This is a genomic window from Photorhabdus aegyptia, from assembly GCF_000612035.1.
In the GTDB taxonomy this organism is placed as follows: Bacteria; Pseudomonadota; Gammaproteobacteria; order Enterobacterales; family Enterobacteriaceae; genus Photorhabdus; species Photorhabdus akhurstii.
This window is the reverse complement of the sequence record NZ_JFGV01000044.1, coordinates 19,182-44,988: the sequence shown is the minus strand read 5'-3', so window position 1 is coordinate 44,988 and position 25,807 is coordinate 19,182. Positions and strand designations below refer to the sequence as shown.

The following is a 25,807-nucleotide window of genomic DNA, read 5'->3' as shown; positions in this document are numbered from 1 at the left end:
ATGGTGACAGGAATGCAATCTTACCACCATGAGCTTTTGAGTTTATTAGGCGCACAATATAAAGCGGTTTATTCCTGAATTAGGTGAGGAATGAAGGCTCTAGTACTGTGTTTTGAAATTTCCTTCGGCTTATCTTCGTGATCTTACTTCTTACGTAAAATAGAAATATTTCCTTACTATCATTATGTTAACTTTTCTGCCGTGATCCTTCCTAGATCTACAAACTGAAATGTCCTGAAAATCTTTTCAATCAATTTCAGTTTGCCGCTTCTCCCACAATACCAGTGCGCCTTGCTATCGCTTCTATGGTGGTTCAGGCAGGTTTCAGACCATCACAACACGAACCCGTAGCGCTGATTGATACCACATGATTAATCTGGTACATATTGGTTTGATTGATAACAGTGCTGTGTGCATCTGGTTGCAGTTTATCAGGATATAAAAAAGGCCACGTATTAACGCAGCCTGTTAATTAATGGTGATTTTCATTCAATGGACAAAGTTAACTGATGTCCGATAGCCGATGCGACCTTACCCACCGTATCAATTTTAGTTGCGTGCCGTAAATCAAAGATACGGGTCACTTCCTGCTTTTTCACCCCCATACGGTTGGCTAATTCAATTTGCGTTAATTTGGAATCAAGAAACGCATTGAGCATAAGCACCTTAGAGGCCACGCTTAAGGGCACATCAACATAATCCTGCCCTACGGGGCCAGGAAGCGGGATTTTTTCATTATCTTCGAAGTAAAATTCAAAGGCGGTTATTAGCGCATCGAGCGCCATCTCTAGCGCCTCTTCCCGTGTATCCCCCTGGGTTAAAGCTTCGGGGATATCCGGGAACGAGACGAAATAACCGCCCTCTTCTACTGGCTCTAGTGTGACTGGATATCGCATATTTTTAATGGTAAACCTGTGCGAGAACCCGCCCCTTGCGAGGCGGGTTTTTATCACAATCCTAATTGCTTAATGATTGCTTTCCTCAGCGGCTCTTTGATCTCTTGGCTAGGGTGTCTCGGCATAATGCTTCGTTTCCCCTGATATCTCAGTTTCAGATGGTTTGTCCCATTTGAAACTTCGACGCCTTGAGCTTCCAGCCACCGCCTAAACTAGCTTTGCTTCACCACTTCTCCATTCTGTTGAACATACAAACACAGTAAACATTTATGATTACCATGTCAACACTCTTGTTTACCATATGAAAGGGTAAAAATAAACCTCATCAAAGAGAGGCCAATCAATCTAGCTAATTACAGGAGAATATTTTTGTTTCAATCCATTGGATTTATAAATCGTGTTCCTTATCGCACTGGCGTTCCCCGTCGTACCTGAGTTGTGGCGCGTATGATTGCTCAGGAAATTGGTGTCACACCTGCTGAGATATGGACAGTCGGTATTTTGATGAAAATAAGCAGCCTATCAAACGAACCGTTCGAAATGATTTACCAAGCAATCCTGATATCACATAAATTATTTCTATATCCGAAAAAGTAACGGCAACTTTTAAACCACTAAACTGATATAACGCTATGAATTCTCGGTTTTTTTATTACACTCACTTCCCATTCTTTAATATCAGAATTGTATTCATAGCGCTATAAAGGCGTAAAAAAATCCGCATGTTGCGGGCGAGATAATTTTATTTCAGACCATCAAAACACGAACCAGTAGCATTGATTGAAACCGCATTTAAAAAGGTGTCCCAATGTTATTATGTGTATAACTCGCGGTAAACTACACTAATCTGTTGGCTATCCTCCCATACTACCGGAGCAATAACCGCTTGAACACGGGTTCAAGTCCAGTCGGGATGACCAAATTTAAGCTGTTAGATCAATATATTGGGCCACTTAAACAAAAGTGGCTTGCTTGATCAAAGGCGGTAAATATTAAAGGCCACCGGGAGGTTACCCTGATGGCCTTAGCTACGTTTCCGTTATCTATTTCAGAAATGCACGGATCAACTCTAAAAGCGCGATTAACGCTTTGAGAACGATGATAGCAGTGTCAATAAATGCTTTCACCCGTTTGCTCCAGTTAGGAGCACGATTTAACCAGCCATTGCCTTTACGCTGCCTGTCCGGCTGACTTCCATCAAGTCAGTTAAGGAATACCGCGCTCTGACCGAGGCACTGAAGCAGCACCACCTGTTCTTCAGCCAAGACTTACGAAAACTTACGTCAGAGATACACAGGCCAGAACGCTACCCAAAACTAACAGCCGTTGATTATAGGTTTATTTTCAGATGATTCAATCAATTAAAATGGTGAGTTGGTAAAAACAAAAAACCAACTGGTGAGGTTGGCTTTTTTGTTTTACACATAAAGGGCACGGGTATCTTTTGTGCTATTACCGAGATTGGTAGCCTCAGTCCTAGCGCGATATTCCTTAACTGACATAACCAGTCTAATGCCTATAGCATAAAATATCAACCTAGGGTGCGGAATAAAAAAACCTCACATAAATGGAATGATATTCACCCAATCACAGGTGAATACTTCTGTTTCAGCTCATCCGATTTATAAGCCGTGTTCCTTATCGCGCTGGCGTTCTTCGGCATACCTGTATTGTGATACGTATACGCGGCTGTCAGTTCAGCCAATTCCTTAACCACATCCAGCATCTCTAACATCAAGATCATGACACTGATTCACTGACTTCCTACCCAAACCACAGGTGTATAAGGCCCAAAAACCGAAATTTATTGGAAATTTTTCAGTTGGAGATTTCTATCGCGCCATCAATGCTGGCGCGATCTAATCAAGCTACTCCGTAAAAAAGGGACCATAGATTTTATTTCTAACAGTCAGTGACAACAAAACAGCAACAAAGGTTTTAGCAGCCCCACTCTTCAACTAAGAAAACAAAGCTACTTGCTATGGTTTTTGTGCGATAACGCTATAAACCGACACATAGTTTTTCACCAGCGCGATCGAAAAATTTTCAGCCATCACACGCAGCTCCTCCAAAGTACCACTCACACCTTCAGGAAAGTTCCGTTCGATGTTAGCCTTGATATCCAGAAACCAATGCGCTGTATCAATATTGGACGGCAACACCCTCATATCCTTGATAAGGAAACCACTTTTCTCCAGCACTTGTCTGAAATAGGCAGGTGTTTTACGATTACGACAGGCAAGGCGATCGATGATGTCAGGAATATCCGATTTATAGCTATCCAGTTCCACATTATAGAGGTTGTCAGAAATAATTACCCGACCACCAACCCGCACACGTTTGAACAGCGCATTCATGGCTTTCTCATATAATGAGTTAGGAAAATGCGAAATAACACCACGGATAATCACCAAGTCATAAAGTTCCTGTGGGTCAGGCAACAAATCAATATCCTGTGCATTACACAGATACAGATTAATACGCTCAGCCAATCCATGTTCTGCATGAAACTTAGCACAATACCTCAACTGTTGATCGCTGATATTCACTCCGTCCAAGCACGCGCATTCAGGAAAATATTCAGCCAAATATTTCAGGATATAACCCCACCCACAACCGATATCCAGTATTCGCCGAACCGCTGGCCTCTCGATCCTTGCCTCTAAACCAGCTAACAGCAGTTGACGATCAAAATAACGAATACCTGCTTCACCCAACGAAATAGGTGGCCTTGAGGCAGGATCATCGTAAACACCAGACTGGAATAACAGCGTATCACCAATCGCTTTACGCCAGCGTTCAGGATCTTCGCAATAAGCCTGTACCACTTTGTTTTCGTAGTCGTTGGTGTTTTCCCCCCGAATGATGTGATAAGGCGGAGCAGACTCAACATCCGTGTAAAACACATTATTAAAGCTACTCATGAGGTTTTCCTTATTAAATGGTTTTAAAGGGGTGTCGCAACCTTATTTTTCAGGATTTGCGGCGTATTAGTAAATTTTAATTAAATATTCATATCTAATTAATTTAATGCCGTGATTACCGATAAATTACATTACTATCAGATCAGTCTTTGCCACTCCTCAATATTTTGATACGAAAGGCCATCAATGATTTTTCTGAACCACACCATATACACATCAGGAGCATTATTAATTAACTCCCTCAATTTCAATGGATTAACCCATTTGTAATCGGACACCTCATCAGGGTTAATTATCGGTTCTTTATCAAAGCGCCCGATAAAAACATGATCATATTCATATTCAATCAAATCATTAGGCAGTATTGCGTGATAAATAAATGACGAAACCTTTTTCAATGGACAGTCCAACCCCATCTCTTCTCCAAGACGCCGGCACGCAGCGGCTTCCAGAGCTTCACCAACTCTGGGATGACCACAACAGCTATTAGTCCAAAGTCCGGCTGAATGATATTTGGTTGCCGCCCGCTTCTGTAGGAGTAAATTCCCTTTATTATCAAAAATAAAGATAGAAAAGGCCCGATGTAACATACCCTTCTGGTGAATATCATTTTTTCCCGCCGAACCAATGGGATTGTCATATTTATCAACAAGAACAAGTATTTCATCCATTATTAATAGCCTTTGTGTGTATTGAATAACATAAAATCACAAACTTTAATTAACAATAAAATATAATCCATATTCAGCAAGTACTAAATTAACTTCACAAGGATAAGAACATTTTTCATAACAATATGATATAAATCACAAAATAAAAACATTTCATCCATTCCATTACTGCATCAATGAAAAAAAATAAATTAATAGAATAATTATTAATGCCTTCATTAAATGGATTCAAAAAAGAATATATCTAATATTAATCATTTACCACCAATATCCATCTGCTAAATTTGTTACAGCTCATGACCTCAGGTATCACACCAAAATCATAGCCATTTCTCTCATTTTTTTGGATGTGCTTTTACAACAGAAAACTAAACGAATAATAAACAAACAAGAAAAAATCCCCTCAATAACTAAACAATCATTAAACAACTGTTGATTTTTTACCTTAAAAAAACAAAAATAAACATCCGTTGAAGTTTTGTTTAATACTAGGGAAGTATACTCGTCACTTGCAATTCATCTTTCCTCCCGTATTTTTAGCTAGATAAAGAAATGGAATATATGTATCAACCTGCCAGTTCAGGAATCCGACTGTTCACAGATTTAGTCGGAAAAAAAATCAGCCCGAGTCCCCATTGGTATTCTGCACAGAATCGCACTAAATTTGCTTTACGCAGCGCCCTGATGCCAATATCGACGTTAAAACTATTAAACCAGATAGTTAATACACCGTTTTATCTGGATATTTTGAAGAAACAACCTTGTTTACCTTCTAAACTACATCGCCCCTATCTAAGCATAAACTTCAACAGAGGGCAGACGTTACGTGCAATAAATGAACATTACCAGCTACTGTTTACTGGTTTGAATCAATCTATTGTTAATAAAATATTCCGTTCCAATGCATATCCATTAGCGGTTATCAATGGTAAGAGTGGAACATATACTATTTCTTTAGATTCTATGGACTGTTTTAATAAAGAAGGCGAGCTTACTCTATTTATTACAACAGAAGATAATAAAACTTTGGCAAGATGCGCCTTCACACTACTCACTATTGCCGGTAAAAAAACATTGTTCATCGGTGGGCTACAAGGCTCCAAAGGCGATGCAACCCTTGAAATTATCCGCGATGCAACAAAAGATTGTTTCGGATTATTTCCAAAACGCTTACTGCTTGAATCTATTTGCCGTTTTGCTGCCCACTTTGAATGTCAGCAAATTCTGGCAGCCAGCAACGATACCCACATCTATAAAAGCCTACGCTATTGGCATAAAAAGAAAGATAAATTAGTCGCTGATTACGATTCTTTCTGGGAATCATTAGGTGGAACAAAGGAAAAAAATAAAGATTTCCATCTGCCATTATCTATTGAAAGAAAACCTCTTGAAGATATAGCCAGCAAGAAACGGGCGGAATATCGTCGCCGTTATCAATTACTAGATGAACTGGACAATGGCATGCGGCATTCCCTACCTTCAAATTAAATCAGATATCAGGCCGCTACCTTTCACAGGAAACGGCCTAATTTTACGATGACTCTTACCTCGGTTTAACCATCTGCCATTCAAGATGCATTTTAACCGCAGGCCATTCACAACTGATAATACTGTAAACACAAGTATCCCTGATACTGCCATCTTTAGATACAGCATGACTACGCAAAATCCCATCAAGTTTTGCGCCCAGTCGCTCTATCGCCTTCCGACTCTGATGATTAAAAAAATGAGTGCGAAACTCCACTGCGATACATCCCAGTTCTTCAAAAGCGTACTTCAATAAGAGATATTTTGCTTCCGTATTAATATGTGTCCGCTGAACAGAACGTGCATACCAGGTATAACCGATTTCCAACCGGCGGGCACCAGAATCAATATTCATATACGAGGTCATTCCAACCGCTTTACCTGTTCGATGATCAACAATAGCAAAAGGCAGCATAGTACCTTTTTCATGTAGCAATAAATGGCGTTCAATCTCGTTACCTAGCTCAGTCGGCGAAGGAACACTGGTGTACCACAACTTATGCAGTTCCCCCTCTTCAATTGCCTGTAAAAACTCATCATGCCGTTGGTGTGTCAGAGGTTCTAACGTCACCCCTTTTCCTGCCAAAGTTACCCATTCAGTCATCTGTTTTTTCATAATAACCTCTGAGTTATAAATTAAGTCAGAATAGAAGAGCTCACCCTATTCCAGAATTAAAACCGGAATCAAATTAATATATGTAAAATCAATCCCCTATTAAAGCAAAATCCGCACTTTTAACATCTTAGATAGCTCTCACATCATTCAAAAAAATACTAAAACTGGATAAACAAACCTCCTGGCTGAATTAGTCATATTCTCTCATGTAAGAATACAAAACCATGCCACGGATTATCCTGGAAAGTGAACGACTGAAATCAATTTGGCCCATTTTGTGATCTGGTTAACCTTTCTAGTTCCAATCAACAAGGAGTACATCAATAACGTTTACATTCAGATTTTTTTCACTAACTTTATGAAAGAACCTGATTTCATGACCTTCATCACATTCATTTAACATTTTTTTCCCAATTAACCTTATTCCATCTAAATTTGAACCATTACTCATCCGACCACCTGGAGTTTTGTCCCGTGGTTTAGGACACAATAATAATCTGGTTATGATTGACAAACACCCGACGGAGATTGCAATGAGCCATTATCCTCACCTGTTGACCCCTCTAGACCTAGGGTTCACCACACTGAAAAACCGCATTTTGATGGGATCAATGCACACTGGGCTAGAGGAACATCCCGATCGCGCTCAGAGGCTTGCCCGCTTTTACGCTGAACGAGCAGCCGGAGGCGTGGCATTGATTGTCACCGGAGGAATTTCACCAAATAAACAAGGTGTTATAGGAAAAGGCACCGCATTTCTGGTAGATGAAAAAGACCTTATTCACCATAAAGTTATTACAGATGCAGTTCATCAGGCTGGTGGAAAAATTGCCATGCAAATCTTACATACCGGCCGTTACAGCTATCAACCACACCTTGTCGCCCCCACCGCTATTCAAGCACCGATTAATCCATTCATGCCTCGTGAAATGACAGAAGAGGACATCCAGCAAACCATTGCCGATTTCGCTCACTGCGCACAACTGGCACAACAAGCAGGTTATGATGGCGTAGAAATCATGGGTTCTGAAGGTTATCTGATTAACCAGTTCCTGACTACTCGCACCAACCACCGCCAAGATAAATGGGGCGGAAGTTTTGAAAATCGAATGCGCTTTGCCGTGGAGGTTGTTAGAGCTGTCCGTCAAGCAACTGGACGAGAATTTATTCTAATCTACCGACTTTCAATGCTGGATTTAGTAGAAGAGGGATCTAATTGGCAGGAAATCGAGCAACTCGCGGTTGCCATTGAGCAAGCGGGGGCATCTATTATCAATACCGGTATCGGCTGGCATGAGGCTCGGATTCCAACAATTGCCACTATGGTTCCTCGTGCTGGATTCAGTTGGGTAACGCAAAAACTAATGGGAAAAGTTTCTATCCCGCTGATCACAACAAACAGAATTAATGATCCCAACATTGCAGAGCAAGTGCTAGCACAAGGTTGTGCCGATATGGTTTCTATGGCGCGACCTTTTCTGGCCGATGCTGAATTTGTTATGAAAGCCCAGCAAGGACGAGCCGATGAGATTAACACTTGTATTGGTTGTAATCAGGCCTGTCTGGATCAGATTTTTGTCGGTGAAATAGCCTCTTGTTTAGTTAATCCTCGCGCCTGCCACGAAACAGAAATGGCCGCCGAACCTGTTACTATGCCTAAAAAATTGGCGGTTGTCGGCGCCGGACCTGCCGGATTGTCATTCGCCGTGACCGCTGCCAGTCGTGGCCATCATGTCACTCTGTTTGAACGTAACGGACAGGTTGGCGGACAATTTAATATTGCCAAACAGATCCCTGGTAAAGAAGAATTTCATGAAACACTGCGTTATTTTCAACGCCAGTTAGCAATCCATCATGTTGATGTACGGTTGAACCAGACCGCAACAACAGAAGCGCTTTCCGATTTTGATGAGGTGATTATCGCCAGCGGCATTGCGCCTCGCCAACTCACGATCGAGGGTATCCATCACGAAAAGGTACTGAGCTACCTAGATGTATTAAGGGATAAGAAAAATGTCGGTCAACGTGTAGCTATCATTGGCGCAGGCGGCATCGGCTTTGATACCGCAGAATATCTGAGTCAACCAGGAAAAAGTTCTAGCCTTGATAGTACCGCTTTCAGTAAAGAGTGGGGTATTGACCATAATTTGACTCACCGTGGTGGCTTATCCCCTCAAGGCCCCAAACCAGAAGCTTCTCCCCGGAAAATTTATTTATTGCAACGTAAGCCGACAAAGGTTGGTGAAGGACTAGGTAAAACAACAGGTTGGATACACAGAACCAATCTACACCTGCGCGGCGTAAAAATGCTAAACAACATGCAATATTTAAAAATAGATGATCAAGGGCTACATATTAGTTGCAATGGGGAACAGAGCTGTCTTGCCGTAGATAACATCATCATTTGTGCAGGGCAAGAGCCACTGAGAGAATTGTATCAACCGTTACAGCAAGCAGGAAAAACTGTGCATCTTATTGGTGGGGCAGATGTTGCTGCCGAATTGGATGCTCGACGGGCTATCGATCAAGGTACTCGGTTGGGTCTTAAAATTTGATGATGAATAATGGCAATCACAGGCACGTCGTAAAAACAAAGTAAATCCTTAAGCCGCGCCAGGAATGGCGCGGACATTTTACTGTTTCTTACCTAGTTTCTTTAAACCAGAATACTTCAATTAATCACGTTGAGTTAGTTGATCCGACGACAAACGGTCATCCTCAGCCTGACAAACAGCAGCAGTGAACAATACATCGGTAGAAGAATTCAAACTCGTTTCCGCGGAATCCTGTAATACACCAATAATCAAACCGACTGCCACAACCTGCATAGCCATTTCATTGGAAATCCCAAACATGCTACATGCCAGAGGGATCAACAATAGGGACCCTCCTGCCACACCAGAAGCACCACAGGCACAAATTGCAGCAACCACACTCAGTAACAATGCTGTAGGCAGATCAACCGATATACCTAACGTACTGACCGCAGCCAAAGTCAATACCGTAATAGTCACTGCAGCGCCCTCCATATTAATGGTTGCTCCTAGCGGGATAGAAACTGAATAAGTATCTTCATGCAGATTCATACGGCGGCACATCGCCATATTCACTGGAATATTTGCAGCCGAACTGCGAGTAAAAAATGCAGTTACTCCGCTTTCACGCAGGCAAGCAAATACCAGCGGATAAGGATTACGACGAATTTTCCAGTAAACAATCAATGGGTTTACAATGAGTGCCATAACCAACATACAACTCAGTAATACAACCAGCAATTGGACATATCCCAGTAAGGCGCCAAATCCCGTTTCTGCAATAGTTGAAGAGACCAGACCAAAAATACCAACTGGCGCCAAACGAATGACCACTCGAACAATCTGAGTAACCGCTTCAGACATGTCATGAATCAGAGATTTAGTTGAGTCTGTTGCATGACGCAAGGCGATACCCAAACCAATAGCCCAGGCAAGAATACCAATATAGTTACCATTCAGTAGTGCGTTTACTGGATTAGCGACGACATTGACCAATACCCCTTTAATCACCTCCGTAATGCTTTCAGGTGGAGACATCTGAGCATCATTGACAGCTAGCACCAATTGTAACGGGAACATAAAGCTACCGACCACGGCAACCAAAGCAGCAAAAAAAGTACCCAAGACATAGAGGATAAGGATCGGACGAATATTGGTTTTCTGGCCTTCTTTATGGTTAGCAATAGAAGACATAACCAGAATCCATACCAATACAGGGGCTACCGCTTTCAAGGCGCCAACGAACAACGTCCCAAGCAAACTGACTGATTTGGCAACCGAAGGCGTCAACCACGCTAACAGTATCCCTGCAATTAAACCTACCAAAATTTGTTTAACCAGGCTCCCTTGTACAAGGTAATACACGAAGCCACGTTTTTGTTTTTCCATAGCTAATCCATTTTATTAACAGTTCTGTTAAGCCTATATTTTTTGTGTTTGTTTCCTCAGTATAGGGAAACCAAGAGTAGTGAAAAGCTGCGATAGTTAAAATATACAACCTCGCCAGCACTTATTAACAATACATTCACATTTGTGTGATCAAAACGGCAATTTACACATTTACAAAACACAATTATTTATTTTTATGTTTAATCATTTCGCAGCAATTTAAGACAAAAAGAAACCATATCTTCCCATTCAAGAAAGATATGGTTATCTGTTAAAAAATAGTTATCTAATTACTGGATCTCTTTAGTTTTATACTTATTTACCCAAACATTAATAATCATTGTTATTATCAAAATACTCGCTACAGTTCCCAGGGAAACCCCCATAGGAATATGATAAAAATCCATTATTAGCATCTTAATACCGATAAATACCAGAATGACTGATAAACCATATTTCAGCATTGTAAATTTCTCTGCCACACCTGCCAGTAAAAAATACATTGCACGTAATCCTAAAATAGCGAAAAGATTAGAGGTTAAAACAATAAAAGGATCTGTCGTCACGGCAAAAATAGCAGGAATACTGTCTACAGCAAAAATAACGTCACTAATTTCAACCAAAATCAGAACCAGGATTAGTGGAGTCGCATATAACAAACCTTTTTCTTCCACAAAGAAACGTTCTCCGTGAAGATTATCAGTGATGCGAATATGCGCTTTTAACCAACGGACAAAGGGTTTATCGCCTATCGGGGAGTCATCCTCTTTCGCCAACGCCATCTTAACACCGGTAACCAGCAGAAAGATGCCGAACAGATAGAGTATCCAGCTGAACTGAGAAACCAGCCAGCTCCCTGCAAAGATCATCACGGTACGCAGCACAATTGCTCCTAAGACACCGTAAATGAGTACCCGACGTTGCAAATTTGCCGGAATAGCAAAATAACTAAATAACATCAGCCAAACAAACACATTATCAACAGCAAGTGCTTTCTCAAGTAAATACCCTGTCAGGAAAGCCATCGCCTGACTGTTGGCAACAGTTTCCCCTGCGGTTTCTCTGCAATACCACCATAATCCTAATGCAAATAAGAGCGATAAACTTATCCAGATCACACTCCAGACAGCAGCTTGACGAAATGACATTGCCTGCTCTTTCTTACGCCCCTGTAAGGATAGATCCAGCAGTAACATAATCGTAATTAAGACAGCAAAACTTCCCCATAAAAGAGGGCTACCCACAGAGTTCATTTTCTTTCTCTCACAAACAAAAACGGCTGAAGTCTCAGAAGACGCCAGCCGCTGCTATATTTCTTCCCCACATCGTGGAGATGGATGTATTGCAAGCAACCCTCGCCTTCTGGCAAGGTCTCACTTACAACACAGAAAATGCACCATCAGGTATAAGTTCAGGGTTGCCCGGCTACCGGATGCTGTTGCATCGTAATGACGATAAACCGGCAAGGAAGTTACTCCCCTTTGCTGTGGTGAAAAATAAATCAAATCGATACAAGAATCAATCTACCACTGAAAAAATAACAGCAAAAACAGTAGGCACAAACACAATTCATCCAACCTCATAAACCTATTTCCTATCCCATTTTAATGAACGTTCAATTGATCACCAAAATTTTCTGTTTAGTCACCCCTGATTTTGTTACAGTGGCACAGGCCGCGTCATTTGCCTTTTTCAACGGCGTAAAAAGGTATTAAAACCAGCCAAATAACGTAAAACAGGACGTAATTTAATCAGTTTAGCCTCATGCTTTCAGGATGAACGAACAAAGGCATTTTAGGAACACCTGATGGAAATAGTAAAAGAACTTATATATGCACTTTGGCACCAGGATTATGAAACTCTGGCCAATCCATCCCTATTATGGGCCATTTATATCATGCTATTCTTGATCCTCTTCCTTGAAAATGGCCTCCTTCCCGCTGCATTCTTGCCAGGAGACAGCCTGCTTATACTGGTTGGCGTATTAATTGCCAAAGGTGCAATGAGTTTCCCTCTGACGATTGTAATATTAACCGCCGGAGCAAGCTTAGGTTGTTGGGTCGGTTATCTCCAAGGGAAATGGCTAGGAAATACCAAAATAGTACAAGGCTGGCTCTCTCACCTTCCCGCCTATTACCACCAAAGAGCTTACAGTCTTTTTCACCGCCACGGCCTGTCAGCTTTACTTCTCGGCCGCTTCCTCGCATTTGTCAGAACTCTTCTCCCAACACTTGCAGGACTAACCGGTCTACAAAACAGCCGTTTCCAGTTTTTTAACTGGCTCAGTGGTTTCCTGTGGGTCATTATCCTCACCTCTTTGGGTTATGCACTTGGTAAGACCCCCATTTTCCGTCAGTATGAAGACTTGGTAATGAATTTCCTGATATTACTGCCACTTGCTTTACTCATTATTGGTTTTAGCGGCAGTTTGTTAGTTGTGTGGCGTAAAAAAACCTGCCAATCCCCTCAAAAGAAGTAATTAATTCCAATAAAACCTAATATTCCTCCCTGCTGTAGATAGAAGTATTGTTTGCAGCAGAATAGTGAAATAACTCTAATGTTTTTTATTCACCTTTCCAAATATAAGCTATATTTAAGGATAGTCTTTTCCGGCATCAGGAAAAGCGACTAACTAAGTCAAATATACATACCTTAAATGAGGAGTAATCTACATGTCACAGATGAAAAATACTGAAGATCTACGCATTGAACTAAAATCACTTGCAGAAACACTGGAAGAAGTGATCAAAAGCTCTGGTGATAAATCCAAAGTTGAGTTAGAAGAACTTCGCAACAAAGTAGAGGAAGTCATCAAAGATACTCGTTTTAAACTCGGTAATGCCAGCGATATGGTTGTTAAGAAAACAAAAGATATGGCGGGCCGTGCCGATCTCTACGTTCATGATAAACCGTGGACAAGCATCGGTATAGGTACTGCGGTTGGTGCCATATTAGGTGTATTATTAGCTAAACGCTAATATGAGTAACTCATCCAAATCTCAAGGCCCCGGTAAAGGGGTCCTTGATATTCTCCAACGTATTGCCACTGTTGTTGTCGAGATAGTAGAAACTCGTTTACAACTCATCGTTGTAGAGTTGGAAAAAGAAAAAGCCACTTTGATACAACTGATAGTCATAGCCAGCCTGACATTACTACTCACCGCTTTCGGCCTCATGTGTCTACTTGTTATGATTTTTTGGGCTATCGATCCCAACTGGCGTTTTACCGTATTAGCAAGTACCACTGGCACACTACTCGTTCTGGCGCTTATTGGCCTTATATGGACCATTAGGAAAGCGAAAAATTCAACATTACTTAGCGCTACTCGCGAGCAACTCAAGATCGACCGAGAAATGCTGGAAGATTACAGTAATGAGTAAACAACGTCAGGAAAAAAAGCTGAGAAAACAGCAGTTACTCAGAAATATCCAGCTACAACGACTTGAACTTTCCAACAATACACAGCTCTGGAAGAACCTCACTGAACCTTATGACAAAAGCTGGCAGAAGCTTTTGTCATTAAAACCCTATCTGCGACCCGCAATCCACGCTATCTCTTTATATAGCCTCCGTCACCCTGTGAAGTTCTATCATTTGTCGCGCTATATCATTCGACTATTGAAATGAAAATGGTAATAATTCTTCATAATATCTTTGGTTGATGATCACTCTGGTTGCTTATATTCAAAAACTTTGTATAAAATTGTTAATAATCCTTGCTTACAACTAAGCTCATCTCTCTTTAGTATACATTCCATCCGTTAATGATTAACAAATTGTGCTATTTCGGGTTGGTACAAGTTAATCATCAAACAAACCATCGTGATTTACCTGTATATCTGGAGTTGTTAATGAAAAAATTTGAAGACAATGCCCTGCTACTGGCCCGTATTTTAATGCCAATCCTATTTATCGTTGCAGGTTATGGAAAATTAGGTGATTCCTACGCGGATACTCAGCAATATATGCATGCTATGGGCGTCCCTGGTTTTCTATTACCACTGACGATTTTACTTGAATTGGGTGGTGGTCTGGCCGTTCTATTTGGTTTCTTAACTCGTACCACTGCGTTATTTACCTTTGGTTTCTGTATCTTGACTGCCATACTCTTCCACAGCAATTTCGCTGAAGGCATGAACCAGACTATGTTTCTCAAGAACCTGACCATCGGTGGAGGTTACTTGTTACTGGCTATCACAGGTCCAGGTAAATTCAGTATCGACCACTTGATAAAGAGAAACTGGTAATATCTTGCTGTGGCTGTTCTGAATCTGAGAGATAACCATTCTCAGGTAAAAAGTGAAACGATTAAAATCCCTCTCTTGCTCAAGTATTTTATCAGCCAATCACCCAATATTGAGCCTAAAGATAAATAGTAATTCGAGAGATCTGGAAGATCTTTCGGATTACTTTAATCAATAGACCAAACTTTTGTTGAATTATAGTGATTCTGGTAAAATAATTATTTTATCAAAATAAATAACCACCTCATTTCTCGGCAGGAAATAATTAACTCTATTTTCGACAACATATTAAAAGCACCCTTAAGAATTTAACATAAAGAGTGTAGAATTTGCAGTGTAAATCCTATTAATACCCACCATACTAATTTAAATAAACAATAACAATTAATTTAAATATATTTAAAGATTATTTAATCAAATTCAATTTTTTAATCACAATATAATTACTTTAAATTTATTTAACTTGCTCCCGTAAAATGAAATAAATTACCACATATCAATAATATTACATTCACAAATAGGTCATAATATATTTCAGCATAAATCAGACATTATCAAATTTAAAAAATAATTTTTGCACTCCTATTATAATTAAATTACTTTATTATTTCATAATAAATTATTGCTATTACAACATCGAATGATTATTTATATGGCGATTTAAATTAAAATTCACACATTTTTATTATTTAATTTTACGATTAATATATTTCCTTTACATAATTATCGCTCATTATATTCCAGGCAATAAAATAATAAAAATTTAACATTATCACATTAAATTAAAAACCATTTCAACAATAGCTACACTTATTATATTACAACCACTTTTCCCTAAAAATAATATTAAGACAATCGGTTTTAAAAAAACAATCAGTTGTTTTTTTAAATTACAGCATAAAACTAAAAATGCCTATAACTCTTGAACAAAACAACTTGACACATAACTATATACATTAGAAAATCATTTAATCAACAGGAAAGCCATTAAAAACATTGATATTAAAAACATTGATATTAAAAACATTGATAGTAACGTAGGCTAATAGTTAGTATTTAAATTTAAATATTTATGTTTTAATTTCACCAAAATACCTGTGCCAGATAATTCACAGAATTCTTCATAAAATAAACGAATAGGGAAGACAAATGAAATATAGTTCAATTGCTTATACCATTATTTGTTTAATGCCATTTTATGCTACCGGAGCAGGAAAATTAAAGGATGTTTGCGACGGTAAATTAATTACTAATACATCTATAAGCAGTATAAATATTACTAGCAACCAAAATGGAAATGGACCTGCCATGAATGTATTAGTAGAAGGGCAATGGTATGATACATATCTAACCCCTGGTATTACAGAGGGTAACGGTGTTTATGGACTCTATGATATGAGTCATAATGCTTATCTCAATGCATTAGAAGTTAACGTTTGCGTAAGACTTGGTAATTTAAGAGGCATTGAATTAATTTATAGACCATAAAATTCCAAGCTAGAAAAATAGAGCTAACATTAATCAATGTACTTATAATGCATTGTTAAATCAACATTTAATTCCCATAAAATAATAACGGAGAATTTATGACTATTCATGGTAAAAAAATAAATGTGAAATTAAGAAAAGACACACCAGACCAACTATCCGCAAATGACTTAAAGGCACAATTGACTGCTATTGGATTAACATGTGACCTTACGGATGAAAGTTTACTCACAGAATATATTGAGGACGTAAGAAGACAACTAATTACAGGAAGTACACAGTCATTTGCAATTGGGGAATATATTGCTGACAAATTCGTACATACATCCAGAGCTAACTGGTCACCAGAGGACCAGGCCCTTGGATACAAAACGCAACTAATTTATATTGGTGTACCTGAACATTTTAAATGGCTAGGGAAAAATTGTAGTACATTTGCGGGAAATGAGGATGATCCACCGGCATCAACAGATAAATATGATAACGTAGATGCAGTGAAAAGTGCCTTTATCCAAATTGCCAAGGGATCTTCTGAGACTCTAGTACAACCTCTGGACAAAACAGATATGGAATCTGCGCTAACAAATCTCCTAAGCTCAATTAATGATGACAATATCCAAAATTATGATTCCGGCTGGAGAATAAAACTCCTCTTACTAATAGATAATTTCGATAAAGAAAAAGATACAGGCAATGGAATTGGGGTATTAGGAATACGTTGGAGACTACAAATAAAAGATTATAGAAAAAAGAGCAAAGACAACGCTAAACATAACACAACAATTAGCCTAAGTAGCTGGTCTGTCATATATGACAATACCGATGATCTTCTCAAGCAATATCATATGGTAAAAGATAATTTTGGCTAAAAATAATAGATGGAGACGAATTAAGCTAATAAGTACAATTTTTCAAAAAGTCAGGCGGTTGCTATAGTAGCATCTTTCTTGCCAAAGAAAAATGCACTATGGCCTAGCCTATTTGTTGCCATTGATAAACAAAAGATGCACTATAATAGCCCCGTCAAGAAAAGTTAACGAATGCTCCGGGACAAAAGAAATTAAATCCCGAGCAAGATAAACTCACTTTTCTTACCAGTGTCACGAGATACAGCCAACAACCCGATAAGAATATATTGACATCAAAACAACCATTCTGACCTAGGGAAAAACCGTTCTGGTGTTATTAATAAATCCGAAAGTCCCCCTGTTTTCATCACTGTCTGGTACCCAAAGAATAGAACCATCAATATTTATCGAATAGAGATCAAAGAATTTACACCTACCAATGATGATAACTCTGCTCAAAAAGAGCTTGGTAGCAAAGCCCCCAAGCTCTTTCGGCAATCAGATTAAGGGCGCAGGAAGACACAGGTTAAGCAATCATCAAATCATGTTTTTTCAGCCTGCTTTCTAATTTTGATTACTCACATCACTTCCACTTACCGACTAACAAACAATTTAGGGATTTCCCGCAAACACCAAGACTTAGCTTCCCCCATGCTGTCTCGTCGCCATGCCATAATGACATTTGTGTCATGGCTGTATTCAGAACTGATCACCCGTAAACGACCGTCTGCAATATCTTGTTCCACCATAGGATAAGGCATGGTAGCAACGCCCAGCCCAGCTAAGAGAGCACGGCGTTTATCTTCCAAAGAACTTACCGTCAAACGCTGTTGTTTATCTAACAATTGAACCGTCAATACCGGGCGCTCCCTAGCTGTATCCGCCACAGCAATACCCCGATACTTCACCCTCGTGACATCAGACAAAGGTTCCGGCTCTTGATGTATAGGATGATCAGGGCTAGCGACATAAACATTGGTAATGCTATAAAGCTGACGTGAATTAATTTCTGCCGACGCACGGAAATGCATATCTGGTGCAATAACAATGTCCGCCCGACCCGTTTCCAGCCTCTCCCATGCACCGGCCAAAACTTCAGTCAATAAAGAGAGCTGAGTATTCGATTTTTGAGCAAGCTTGCCCACTAATGGGAATAATGAAGAAGCCGGAACCAACGCTTCACAAACAATTATCAGGTGAGTTTCCCAACCTCTCGCTAATGCTTCTGCATCAGCGGTTAATTTATCCGCCGCTTCAAGCAATTGACGTCCACGCTCAAGCAACATACGACCAACATTGGTGAATTTAGTTCTGTGACCTGAACGATCAAACAGTACTACATCCAGCTCTTCTTCTAATTTTTGCATCGTATAGCTAAGTGCAGAAGGAACACGGCCAAGCTCATCAGCAGCCGCAGCAAAACTTCCCCGCCGGTCAATCGCATCCATGACCCGGAGAGATTCCAGTGTAAGCGCTCGTTCTTTGCTCATATTTTTCTCAATCAGGAAATTTGAATATGGTGACCAGATTAACTGGCTAACATTTCGCCGTCCAGATAATTACTATTCTTAGTGTGTGTTTTTTTCAAGGTAACCACCATCATGATTATAAATAGAACAGCAAAACAGTGTGGGAAAGCTGACTATGGTTGGCTACAGGCTCGTTATACATTTTCATTTGGTCACTATTTTGACCCAAAGTTTTTAGGTTATGGCGCACTACGTGTACTCAATCAAGAAGTCATCGCCCCCAAAGCCGCTTTCCAACCTAAATCCTATCCACATGTGGATATATTGAATATTATTCTACAAGGTGAAGCAGAATACCGTGACAGCGAAGGCAACTACATCAGAGCCCGCAAGGGAGAATGTCTGCTATTTTCTACCCGTCAAGGCATCAGCTACAGTGAACATAATGCCAGTACTAACAAACCACTGACGCGCTTGCAGCTTTGGCTGAATGCCTTTCCTCAGCAGGAAAGCTTACCATTGCAACGAATGGAGCTACCAGAACAACCATTGGCTATGCTAGCTTCTCCAACCGCAGAAGATGGCAGTATGCAATTACGTCAGCAAGTGTGGGTAAATCATATTTCCCTGACTAAAAATCAATCTCATCATCTGCAATTGAAGGGAAAAAATGCCTATCTGCAATCCTTAAACGGAAATATAAAAATAAGAGGCAATTCCAAGGACAATATTTTGATTAAATGCGGAGATGGCGCTTTTATTCATGAAGAAAATCGTCTGGTTTTAAAAGCAGATACTGAATTTCAGGGGCTGTTAATTGATCTGGCGGCTTAGAAAAGCGAAAGCCCCATCAGATTAATCTAATGGGGCTAAATTTTTGAAGTTGACCGATAAGCCGGGTTCTGTCGTGGACAGCCATTCATCTAGGCCAGCACTTACGCACTGGCTCAAGCAGCCTACCCGGGTTCGATACGGGCCGTACCTAATGAACCCCTATTTGGCCTTGCTCCGGGTGGAGTTTACCGTGCCACGGACTGTTACCAACCGTGCGGTGCGCTCTTACCGCACCCTTTCACCCTTACCTGATCCTACATTAAGCAGGCCATCGGCGGTTTGCTCTCTGTTGCACTGGTCGTGGGCTTTCACCCCCCAGACGTTATCTGGCACCCTGCCCTGTGGAGCCCGGACTTTCCTCTCCTCTACCCATCGTCCAAAGGATTAATGGTAAAGCAGCGACTGTCTAGTCAACTCCGCGCCGGATTATAAGAGGTTTACCTGACGATGTATAGGCATTTACTGATTATCTGTCCTGTTTATCAGCAATTACCATTATTCTTCACTCTGTCCCAACCCATGACGATAAAGCGCATTTTTCTTCACACCATGAATCTCTGCCGCCAATGCAGCCGCTTTTTTCAATGGCAATTCTTGTTGAAGAAGCCCCAGTGTTCTTAATGCCTCTGGAGGCAAAACATCGTCATCCGGTTTTCTATAGCCTTCAACGATCAATACCATTTCACCACGGCGACGGGTTTCATCTTCCTTAACCCACGCCAATAGTTCACCTACTGGCATCCCCTGAATGGATTCCCAAGTTTTTGTCAATTCCCGCGCCAAAACGACGTAACGTTCAGCTCCCCATACTTCAACCATATCTTCTAAACAATCGATCAGACGATGAGTGGATTCATAAAAGATTAATGTGCGCGGCTCCTTTTCCAAAGCCCGCAAAGTATCACTCCGGCTTTTACGTTTTGCGGGCAAAAATCCTTCGTAACAGAAACGATCTGACGGCAAGCCCGCAGCAGACAAGGCGGTTATCGCCGCACAAGGCCCCGGAAGTGGGACAACATGAATACCGGCTTCACGGCAACGGCGAACCACATGATAACCAGGATCATTAATCAGAGGCGTTCCTGCATCAGAGACTAATGCAATACTTTGTCCTTGTTGGAGCTTTGTAATTAATTGATCTGCTTTCTGCTGTTCATTATGATCATGAAGTGCGAACATGCGCGCATTAATGGCAAAATGTTGAAGCAACAAGCCAGTATGTCGCGTATCTTCGGCAGCAATCAGATCGACATGCTCAAGAACTTCAAGCGCACGCTGAGTGATATCACCCAGGTTTCCAATGGGGGTTGGCACAACATATAGCGTGGATGTCGTAACCACTGCTCGATTAGGTTGATTCATTGTTTCATCCGAATGGCCGATTTAAAATTGAGCATCTTTGAAAAAAACATCGCTGGATACAGTATGCTTTCCTCAATTTTTGTGCGTATCAAAACTGGTTTAGTCTGTTCAGCTATGCTGGCAGTTATGATCATCGCAGGATGTACCGCGCCTGACCAACAGGGGCAACAACCTTCGCAAATTCAGGACAAAATCAGTACAGAAATCGCCCGTTATCAATCCATCATTGATGCCGCTCATGACGAACCTTCTCTTGATGTTATCCGTGCTTATATTGCTCAGGAACCACTTCTGAAAGAGAGTGCGGCTCATCAAAAAAATATTGATGATACCTGGCAAATGCTGACCCGTCTTTCACCACAAGAGCGCCGTGGGTTAGTCATCAACGCTGATGAAAATGTTCTGCAAGGCTGGCTGGACTTACTCAGTGCCTATCAGGATAACAAACAGGACTCTGACAAACTACAAGCGGCTATCCATGACTGGAAAATTCGTTATCCACAAAACCCTGCCGCACTGTCACTCCCAACTCAGTTACAACAGGCTGCCATCCAACAGCAGGATACGAATATCCGTATTGCTCTGTTCCTGCCGTTAAGCGGTCAAGCAAAAGTATTCGGTGAAGCCATTCGCCAAGGTTTTCTTGATGCTCAGGCCGGTTTACCAAGTCCATCACTGCCAATAGAAAACCCGGAAAATTTATCTATAGCAGACAGCGATAGTGCGTCAGATGGCGCGGTTTCTGCCGATATGTCCCCCAGTGAAGTGGCGCCCGTGGAATTAGCAACACCAACTATTCAGACAACCCCTGTCATAGCCAATGCGCCGATTAATACACAACAGGTCAAAATCTATGACACCGCCAGCCAGCCATTGGAAAATTTATTAATTCAGGCTAAGCAGGACGGCGTGAATTTAGTTGTCGGACCGTTACTCAAACCCGATGTGGTTAAACTCGTCCAGATAAATGCTTCATTAAATATGCTAGTACTCAACGAGTTAGATAATGCTCAACCACAGCCCAATATCTGCTATTTTTCTTTATCGCCAGAAGATGAAGCGAAAAATGCCGCGGAACACATTTGGCAGCAACAGAAACAGAATCCTCTGATTTTAGTCCCCAGAGGGACTTTTGGCGACCGTATTGCCAACGCCTTTGCACAGGAATGGCAAAAACAAGGGGGGCATACTGTTCTGCAACAAACCTTTGGCTCTTCCGCCGAACTGAAACAATTAATTAATAGAGGTACGGGTATCCGCCTAACCGGAACAGCCGTCAATGTCACAAGCAATCAACCTGCATCTATCGCCATTGGTGATCTGGAAATCCCTCAGATAAACACCGATGTTGTTCCTGCCTCTACCAGTGGATCAGTGGATGCAGTTTATATTGTTTCTACTCTGGATGAACTGACGCTGATTAAGACAATGATCGATATGGCGATCAGTTCCCGCGATAAGCCTGCCCTTTACGCAAGTTCCCGCAGTAATCAGGCTGGCGTCGGTCCCGATTTCCGCCTGGAGATGGAAGGAATGCAATTCAGTGACATTCCCTTAATCGCCGGAGCTAACCTGCCACTGATGCAGCAAGCAGCCAGTAAATTTGCAAATGATTACTCTTTGATGCGCCTTTACGCTATGGGCATTGATGCCTGGTCATTAGCAAATCAATTCAGTCAGGTTCAACTTCAAAGTGATTTCCATCTCAATGGAGCTTCCGGTGCGCTCTCCGTTCAGGAAAACTGCACCATTTTCCGACAGCTCTCATGGATGAAATATCATCAAGGCCAAATCACGGCTATTTAGTAATTTGCCGCTTGTTACCAAGCGGCCTTTCAATTCAAATGACTCATTTCAGAATGAAAATAAAAAAGCAGGATGAAAATAAAAAAGCTGACAAGTTATTTACTAGGACGCAGCTATGAAGCGCAGGCAAAGTTGTTTTTACAAAAACAAGGATTATCTTTTATCGCCGCAAATGTGAAAGTGCGCGGTGGTGAAATTGACCTAATTATGAAAGACAAGCAAACTTGGGTTTTTATTGAAGTCCGTTTCCGCAAATCAGGACAATATGGAGATGCACTGGCGACAGTCACCCATAGTAAGCGTAAAAAATTATTACACGCTGCCGCAATATGGTTGTTGCAACGGGGTGAATGTTTTGAAACTTCTTCTTGTCGCTTTGATATTTGTGCTATTACTGGTCAACAATTTGAATGGTTGCAAAATGCCTTCAATCAAAATGAGTTCTCTCGTTAAAATGATACTGAGTAGGTTATAAAGGTGCTGGATAGAATTAAAGTCTGTTTTACAGAAAGTATTCAAACTCAGATTGCAGCCGCAGAAGCATTACCTGATGCTATTTCGCGAGCGGCAATGATGATGGTTCAGTCATTACTGAATGGTAACAAAATTCTTTGCTGTGGCAATGGCGGCTCAGCCGCAACAGCTCAACGATTTGCTGCCAATATGATCAACCGGTTTGAGACTGAACGTCCAAGCCTGCCTGCATTGTCGCTTAACGCGGACAATGTGGTCATCACCGCAATTTCAAGCAATAAACAGCATGATGAAATTTATGCTAAACAAGTACGGGCATTAGGTCAGCCAGGCGATGTGTTATTGGCGATTTCCACGCATGGTAATAGCCGTGATATTGTTAAAGCCGTTGAAGCCGCGGTAACCCGCGATATGACGATTGTCGCCCTTACAGGCTACGATGGCGGCGAGCTTGCCGGCTTACTCGGGCCACAAGATGTAGAGATTCGTATTCCATCTCATCGCAGTGCCAGAATTCAAGAAGTTCATATGCTAACAGTTAACTGCTTATGTGACTTAATCGATAATACACTCTTTCCCCATCAGGATGACTAAGGAGCCAATAATGCGATTTTTCTCCCTATTAGCTACGATTTGCACTGCTGTGATGTTACAGGGGTGTATTGGTGCAGTCGTGGTAGGCTCTGCCGCCGTAGCGACTAAAACAGCAACCGATCCCCGAACAGTTGGTCAACAGGTTGATGATAGTACCCTCGAAGCCCGTGTCAGTAATGCGCTTAACAAAGATAAGCAGCTCAAAGAGCAAACCCGCATTATTACCACCGCCTATCAAGGAAAAGTTTTACTGACAGGTCAAAGCCCAGATTCAAACCTTTCAGACCGAGCTAAACAGATAGCATCGCGGGTTGATGGGGCACATACTGTTTACAATGAAATTCGTCAGGGGAAACCCGTTGCATTAAGTACAGCCTCCAAAGATACCTGGATTACAACTAAAGTACGCTCAAAAATCTTGGCTAGTGACTCAGTTAAGTCTTCTAACATAAAAGTCGTTACGGAAAACAGCGAAGTCTTTTTATTAGGCATTCTGACCAAACAAGAAGGTAACGCCGCAGCAAAAATTGCCAGCGAAACTAACGGTGTTAAGCGGGTAACAACCGCATTCACTTATCTGAATTAACCATATTGATTGAAGATGATGACACGATAAATCGGTCAAACATCTAGGTATTAGGCCGCGTCATTTTTTGGCGCCGGCGTTTTACCTCTTTTCATCATCCAACGTCAAACCGAATAACTTCTCTATTCTTCCCTCAATCATTCTGCATTAACCCATTTTTCTCAAGGTAACTCACCCCGCCCAACAACCGCATTTGCCGCAAAATCCATTGTTGACGCTGTAAAACATAAGCCGAAGGTGCGTTAACTTTATAGCGGTGTGGATTAGGCAATACAGCCGCCAGTAAAGCCGCTTCTGATGCCGTCAATTTACTGGCCGATTTATGAAAATAGTGTCTGGATGCCTCTTCAACACCAAAAATTCCATCACCAAATTCTGCTATGTTAAGGTAAACAGTTAGAATTCTACTTTTTGACCATCCTAGTTCTATGACAAAAGTCATCCCGGCTTCCACCCCTTTTCTTAACCAGCTACGCCCATCCCACAAAAATAAATTTTTGACCGTTTGCTGAGAAATCGTTGAAGCCCCTCTGAGTCTGCCAGAATTATTTTGGTTACGCGCAATTACACTTTCGATAGCATCAAAGTCAAATCCCCAATGCTGTGGGAATTTTTGATCTTCCGCAGCAATAACAGCCAATGCGATATTTGGCGATATTTGTCCTTGCCCTACCCAGTCAGAATGAGATACATAAGAAAAATTAACCGATAACCAAGCGCTAATCTGGCGCTCAACCATAACCATAGAAAACGGCACTGGCAAAAATGAAAATGCAACAACAGAAACTATCCATAAGATAGTAACTGAGATTACGATTTTTTTAAGCCAGTACCATAAAAATTGAAAAGGATTTCGCATCCAGTTACTCAGTCATTTCCAATACTTTTCTGACAAGTTTATCAATTCCCACTTCTGCCTGAGAAATAGATTCAGCAAGCATGTAGGCTGGTGTTGTCACAATTTTATTTTCTAAATCAATAACAACATCATTTACCTCACAAACTATATGGACACCTCCCATAGCCTCTACTTGAGCAACCGTTTCAGGATCATTGCCGACCGTTAGTTTCACCGGTTTATTAAGTAATTTTGGCAACATAACAGGCGCAATGCACATAAATCCCATTGGTTTATGTTGCTTATGCATAGCCCTTACCAAACTTAATAAATCTTTATTTATTTCGCAATCAACTGTCTTAACAGCAAAGTCACATAAATTCTTTGCAACACCAAATCCCCCAGGAATTATCAGGGCATCAAATTCATCTGCATTTGCTTGTGATAAAGGCTTAATTTTTCCCCTCGAAATACGGGCAGACTCCTGTAGGATGTTACGTTCTTCCCCTATTTCTTCGCCGTTAATATGATTAATAACATGAAGTTGTGGTGCGTCAGGTGCAAAAAAGCTCGTTTTAACACCTAAACGGTCTAAAGAAAGCATAGTTAATACTGACTCATGAATTTCGCTACCATCGAAGACACCACATCCACTTAAGACAACCGCAACTGATTTCATACCTCACTCCATTTGTAGTAGATTATT

Annotated in this window: 29 protein-coding genes and 1 other RNA gene; 15 read left to right on the top strand and 15 right to left on the bottom strand. The window is 41.0% G+C overall.

Annotated elements, in window-relative coordinates:
• Positions 1–485: 485 nt before the first annotated feature.
• From BA1DRAFT_RS14255 to idi, 6 genes are all read right to left on the bottom strand, one after another.
• Entirely contained in the window at positions 486–896 is a 411-nt protein-coding gene (locus BA1DRAFT_RS14255; protein ID WP_036780360.1) for a type II toxin-antitoxin system HicB family antitoxin, read from the bottom strand.
• Positions 897–949: 53 nt separating this feature from the next.
• Positions 950–1,096, bottom strand: coding sequence for a type II toxin-antitoxin system HicA family toxin (locus BA1DRAFT_RS22105; protein WP_235201115.1), 147 nt, complete (start codon positions 1,094–1,096; stop codon positions 950–952).
• Between the two features lie 843 nt (positions 1,097–1,939).
• Positions 1,940–2,011 (bottom strand): damage-inducible type I toxin DinQ, encoded by a 72-nt coding sequence (dinQ, locus tag BA1DRAFT_RS24680; protein ID WP_369293964.1) that lies wholly within the window; start codon positions 2,009–2,011, stop codon positions 1,940–1,942.
• Positions 2,012–2,475: 464 nt separating this feature from the next.
• Positions 2,476–2,640 carry a hypothetical protein gene (locus BA1DRAFT_RS23560; protein ID WP_160170008.1) on the bottom strand — a complete coding sequence of 55 codons (165 nt, stop codon included), beginning with the start codon at positions 2,638–2,640 and terminating at the stop codon, positions 2,476–2,478.
• A 235-nt stretch (positions 2,641–2,875) separates the two neighbouring features.
• Entirely contained in the window at positions 2,876–3,820 is a 945-nt protein-coding gene (locus tag BA1DRAFT_RS14245; protein WP_036780358.1) for an SAM-dependent methyltransferase, read from the bottom strand.
• 137 nt (positions 3,821–3,957) lie between these two features.
• The gene (idi, locus tag BA1DRAFT_RS14240; RefSeq protein WP_036780356.1) at positions 3,958–4,491 is read right to left on the bottom strand and encodes an isopentenyl-diphosphate Delta-isomerase; all 534 of its coding nucleotides are present in this window, start codon (positions 4,489–4,491) and stop codon (positions 3,958–3,960) included.
• Positions 4,492–5,052: 561 nt separating this feature from the next.
• On the opposite strand from idi, the gene BA1DRAFT_RS14235 reads away from it, so the two are divergent.
• Positions 5,053–5,979, top strand: coding sequence for a VirK/YbjX family protein (locus BA1DRAFT_RS14235; RefSeq protein ID WP_235201114.1), 927 nt, complete (start codon positions 5,053–5,055; stop codon positions 5,977–5,979).
• A gap of 55 nt (positions 5,980–6,034) precedes the next feature.
• Here the strand turns inward: BA1DRAFT_RS14235 and BA1DRAFT_RS14230 are convergent, their stop codons facing one another.
• Positions 6,035–6,634: a GNAT family N-acetyltransferase gene (locus tag BA1DRAFT_RS14230; protein WP_036780352.1), complete on the bottom strand. Its 600-nt coding sequence runs from the start codon at positions 6,632–6,634 to the stop codon at positions 6,035–6,037.
• 295 nt (positions 6,635–6,929) lie between these two features.
• Positions 6,930–7,085, bottom strand: coding sequence for a hypothetical protein (locus tag BA1DRAFT_RS23555; RefSeq protein WP_160170007.1), 156 nt, complete (start codon positions 7,083–7,085; stop codon positions 6,930–6,932).
• Positions 7,086–7,167: 82 nt separating this feature from the next.
• On the opposite strand from BA1DRAFT_RS23555, the gene BA1DRAFT_RS14225 reads away from it, so the two are divergent.
• Positions 7,168–9,189, top strand: a complete 2,022-nt coding sequence (locus BA1DRAFT_RS14225) for an oxidoreductase (RefSeq protein WP_036780349.1) — start codon at positions 7,168–7,170, stop codon at positions 9,187–9,189.
• A 120-nt stretch (positions 9,190–9,309) separates the two neighbouring features.
• On the opposite strand, the gene sstT is transcribed toward BA1DRAFT_RS14225, so the two are convergent.
• Both sstT and BA1DRAFT_RS14215 read right to left on the bottom strand, forming a co-directional pair.
• Positions 9,310–10,557, bottom strand: coding sequence for a serine/threonine transporter SstT (sstT, locus tag BA1DRAFT_RS14220; protein ID WP_036780347.1), 1,248 nt, complete (start codon positions 10,555–10,557; stop codon positions 9,310–9,312).
• Positions 10,558–10,847: 290 nt separating this feature from the next.
• Positions 10,848–11,810 (bottom strand): TerC family protein, encoded by a 963-nt coding sequence (locus BA1DRAFT_RS14215; RefSeq protein ID WP_036780345.1) that lies wholly within the window; start codon positions 11,808–11,810, stop codon positions 10,848–10,850.
• 89 nt (positions 11,811–11,899) lie between these two features.
• Between BA1DRAFT_RS14215 and BA1DRAFT_RS23200 the strand changes: the two genes are divergently transcribed.
• From BA1DRAFT_RS23200 to BA1DRAFT_RS14180, 8 genes are all read left to right on the top strand, one after another.
• A complete protein-coding gene (locus BA1DRAFT_RS23200) occupies positions 11,900–12,142 on the top strand; it encodes a hypothetical protein (RefSeq protein WP_152544330.1) in 243 nt (80 codons plus the stop codon).
• Between the two features lie 222 nt (positions 12,143–12,364).
• The gene (locus BA1DRAFT_RS14210) at positions 12,365–13,036 is read left to right on the top strand and encodes a DedA family protein (RefSeq protein WP_036780344.1); all 672 of its coding nucleotides are present in this window, start codon (positions 12,365–12,367) and stop codon (positions 13,034–13,036) included.
• Between the two features lie 193 nt (positions 13,037–13,229).
• The gene (locus BA1DRAFT_RS14205; protein ID WP_036780342.1) at positions 13,230–13,535 is read left to right on the top strand and encodes an ElaB/YgaM/YqjD family protein; all 306 of its coding nucleotides are present in this window, start codon (positions 13,230–13,232) and stop codon (positions 13,533–13,535) included.
• A 1-nt stretch (position 13,536) separates the two neighbouring features.
• Positions 13,537–13,938 carry a phage holin family protein gene (locus tag BA1DRAFT_RS14200; protein ID WP_036780340.1) on the top strand — a complete coding sequence of 134 codons (402 nt, stop codon included), beginning with the start codon at positions 13,537–13,539 and terminating at the stop codon, positions 13,936–13,938.
• Entirely contained in the window at positions 13,931–14,185 is a 255-nt protein-coding gene (locus BA1DRAFT_RS14195; RefSeq protein ID WP_036780338.1) for a YqjK-like family protein, read from the top strand. The genes BA1DRAFT_RS14200 and BA1DRAFT_RS14195 overlap by 8 nt, the downstream gene beginning before the upstream one ends.
• A 224-nt stretch (positions 14,186–14,409) precedes the next feature.
• A complete protein-coding gene (locus tag BA1DRAFT_RS14190; protein WP_036780336.1) occupies positions 14,410–14,805 on the top strand; it encodes a DoxX family protein in 396 nt (131 codons plus the stop codon).
• 1,146 nt (positions 14,806–15,951) lie between these two features.
• Positions 15,952–16,290, top strand: a complete 339-nt coding sequence (locus BA1DRAFT_RS21325; protein ID WP_051560799.1) for a hypothetical protein — start codon at positions 15,952–15,954, stop codon at positions 16,288–16,290.
• A gap of 98 nt (positions 16,291–16,388) precedes the next feature.
• Entirely contained in the window at positions 16,389–17,159 is a 771-nt protein-coding gene (locus BA1DRAFT_RS14180) for a hypothetical protein (RefSeq protein ID WP_036780334.1), read from the top strand.
• Between the two features lie 572 nt (positions 17,160–17,731).
• Here BA1DRAFT_RS14180 and BA1DRAFT_RS14175 read toward each other — a convergent pair.
• Positions 17,732–18,628 (bottom strand): LysR family transcriptional regulator, encoded by an 897-nt coding sequence (locus tag BA1DRAFT_RS14175; protein WP_036780331.1) that lies wholly within the window; start codon positions 18,626–18,628, stop codon positions 17,732–17,734.
• A gap of 111 nt (positions 18,629–18,739) precedes the next feature.
• On the opposite strand from BA1DRAFT_RS14175, the gene BA1DRAFT_RS14170 reads away from it, so the two are divergent.
• Positions 18,740–19,441 carry a pirin family protein gene (locus BA1DRAFT_RS14170; protein WP_036780329.1) on the top strand — a complete coding sequence of 234 codons (702 nt, stop codon included), beginning with the start codon at positions 18,740–18,742 and terminating at the stop codon, positions 19,439–19,441.
• A 41-nt stretch (positions 19,442–19,482) separates the two neighbouring features.
• On the opposite strand, the gene rnpB is transcribed toward BA1DRAFT_RS14170, so the two are convergent.
• Positions 19,483–19,859: RNase P RNA component class A (gene rnpB / locus BA1DRAFT_RS21330), an RNA gene on the bottom strand.
• Positions 19,860–19,936: 77 nt separating this feature from the next.
• Entirely contained in the window at positions 19,937–20,803 is an 867-nt protein-coding gene (gene rsmI / locus BA1DRAFT_RS14165) for a 16S rRNA (cytidine(1402)-2'-O)-methyltransferase (protein ID WP_036780328.1), read from the bottom strand.
• A 63-nt stretch (positions 20,804–20,866) separates the two neighbouring features.
• On the opposite strand from rsmI, the gene BA1DRAFT_RS14160 reads away from it, so the two are divergent.
• The 4 genes from BA1DRAFT_RS14160 (at position 20,867) to dolP (ending at position 24,263) form a co-directional block, all read left to right on the top strand.
• A complete protein-coding gene (locus BA1DRAFT_RS14160) occupies positions 20,867–22,609 on the top strand; it encodes a penicillin-binding protein activator (RefSeq protein WP_036780366.1) in 1,743 nt (580 codons plus the stop codon).
• 72 nt (positions 22,610–22,681) lie between these two features.
• Complete coding sequence (locus BA1DRAFT_RS14155) at positions 22,682–23,062, top strand: YraN family protein (protein WP_036780325.1); 381 nt, start codon at positions 22,682–22,684, stop codon at positions 23,060–23,062.
• A 24-nt stretch (positions 23,063–23,086) separates the two neighbouring features.
• Positions 23,087–23,677 carry a DnaA initiator-associating protein DiaA gene (gene diaA / locus BA1DRAFT_RS14150; RefSeq protein WP_036780324.1) on the top strand — a complete coding sequence of 197 codons (591 nt, stop codon included), beginning with the start codon at positions 23,087–23,089 and terminating at the stop codon, positions 23,675–23,677.
• A gap of 10 nt (positions 23,678–23,687) precedes the next feature.
• Positions 23,688–24,263: a division/outer membrane stress-associated lipid-binding lipoprotein gene (gene dolP / locus BA1DRAFT_RS14145; protein WP_036780321.1), complete on the top strand. Its 576-nt coding sequence runs from the start codon at positions 23,688–23,690 to the stop codon at positions 24,261–24,263.
• Positions 24,264–24,396: 133 nt separating this feature from the next.
• Here the strand turns inward: dolP and mtgA are convergent, their stop codons facing one another.
• Together mtgA and elbB are read right to left on the bottom strand one after the other, a co-directional pair.
• Positions 24,397–25,122: a monofunctional biosynthetic peptidoglycan transglycosylase gene (gene mtgA, locus BA1DRAFT_RS14140; RefSeq protein ID WP_036780319.1), complete on the bottom strand. Its 726-nt coding sequence runs from the start codon at positions 25,120–25,122 to the stop codon at positions 24,397–24,399.
• A gap of 4 nt (positions 25,123–25,126) precedes the next feature.
• The gene (gene elbB, locus BA1DRAFT_RS14135) at positions 25,127–25,780 is read right to left on the bottom strand and encodes an isoprenoid biosynthesis glyoxalase ElbB (RefSeq protein ID WP_036780318.1); all 654 of its coding nucleotides are present in this window, start codon (positions 25,778–25,780) and stop codon (positions 25,127–25,129) included.
• Positions 25,781–25,807 lie beyond the last annotated feature (27 nt).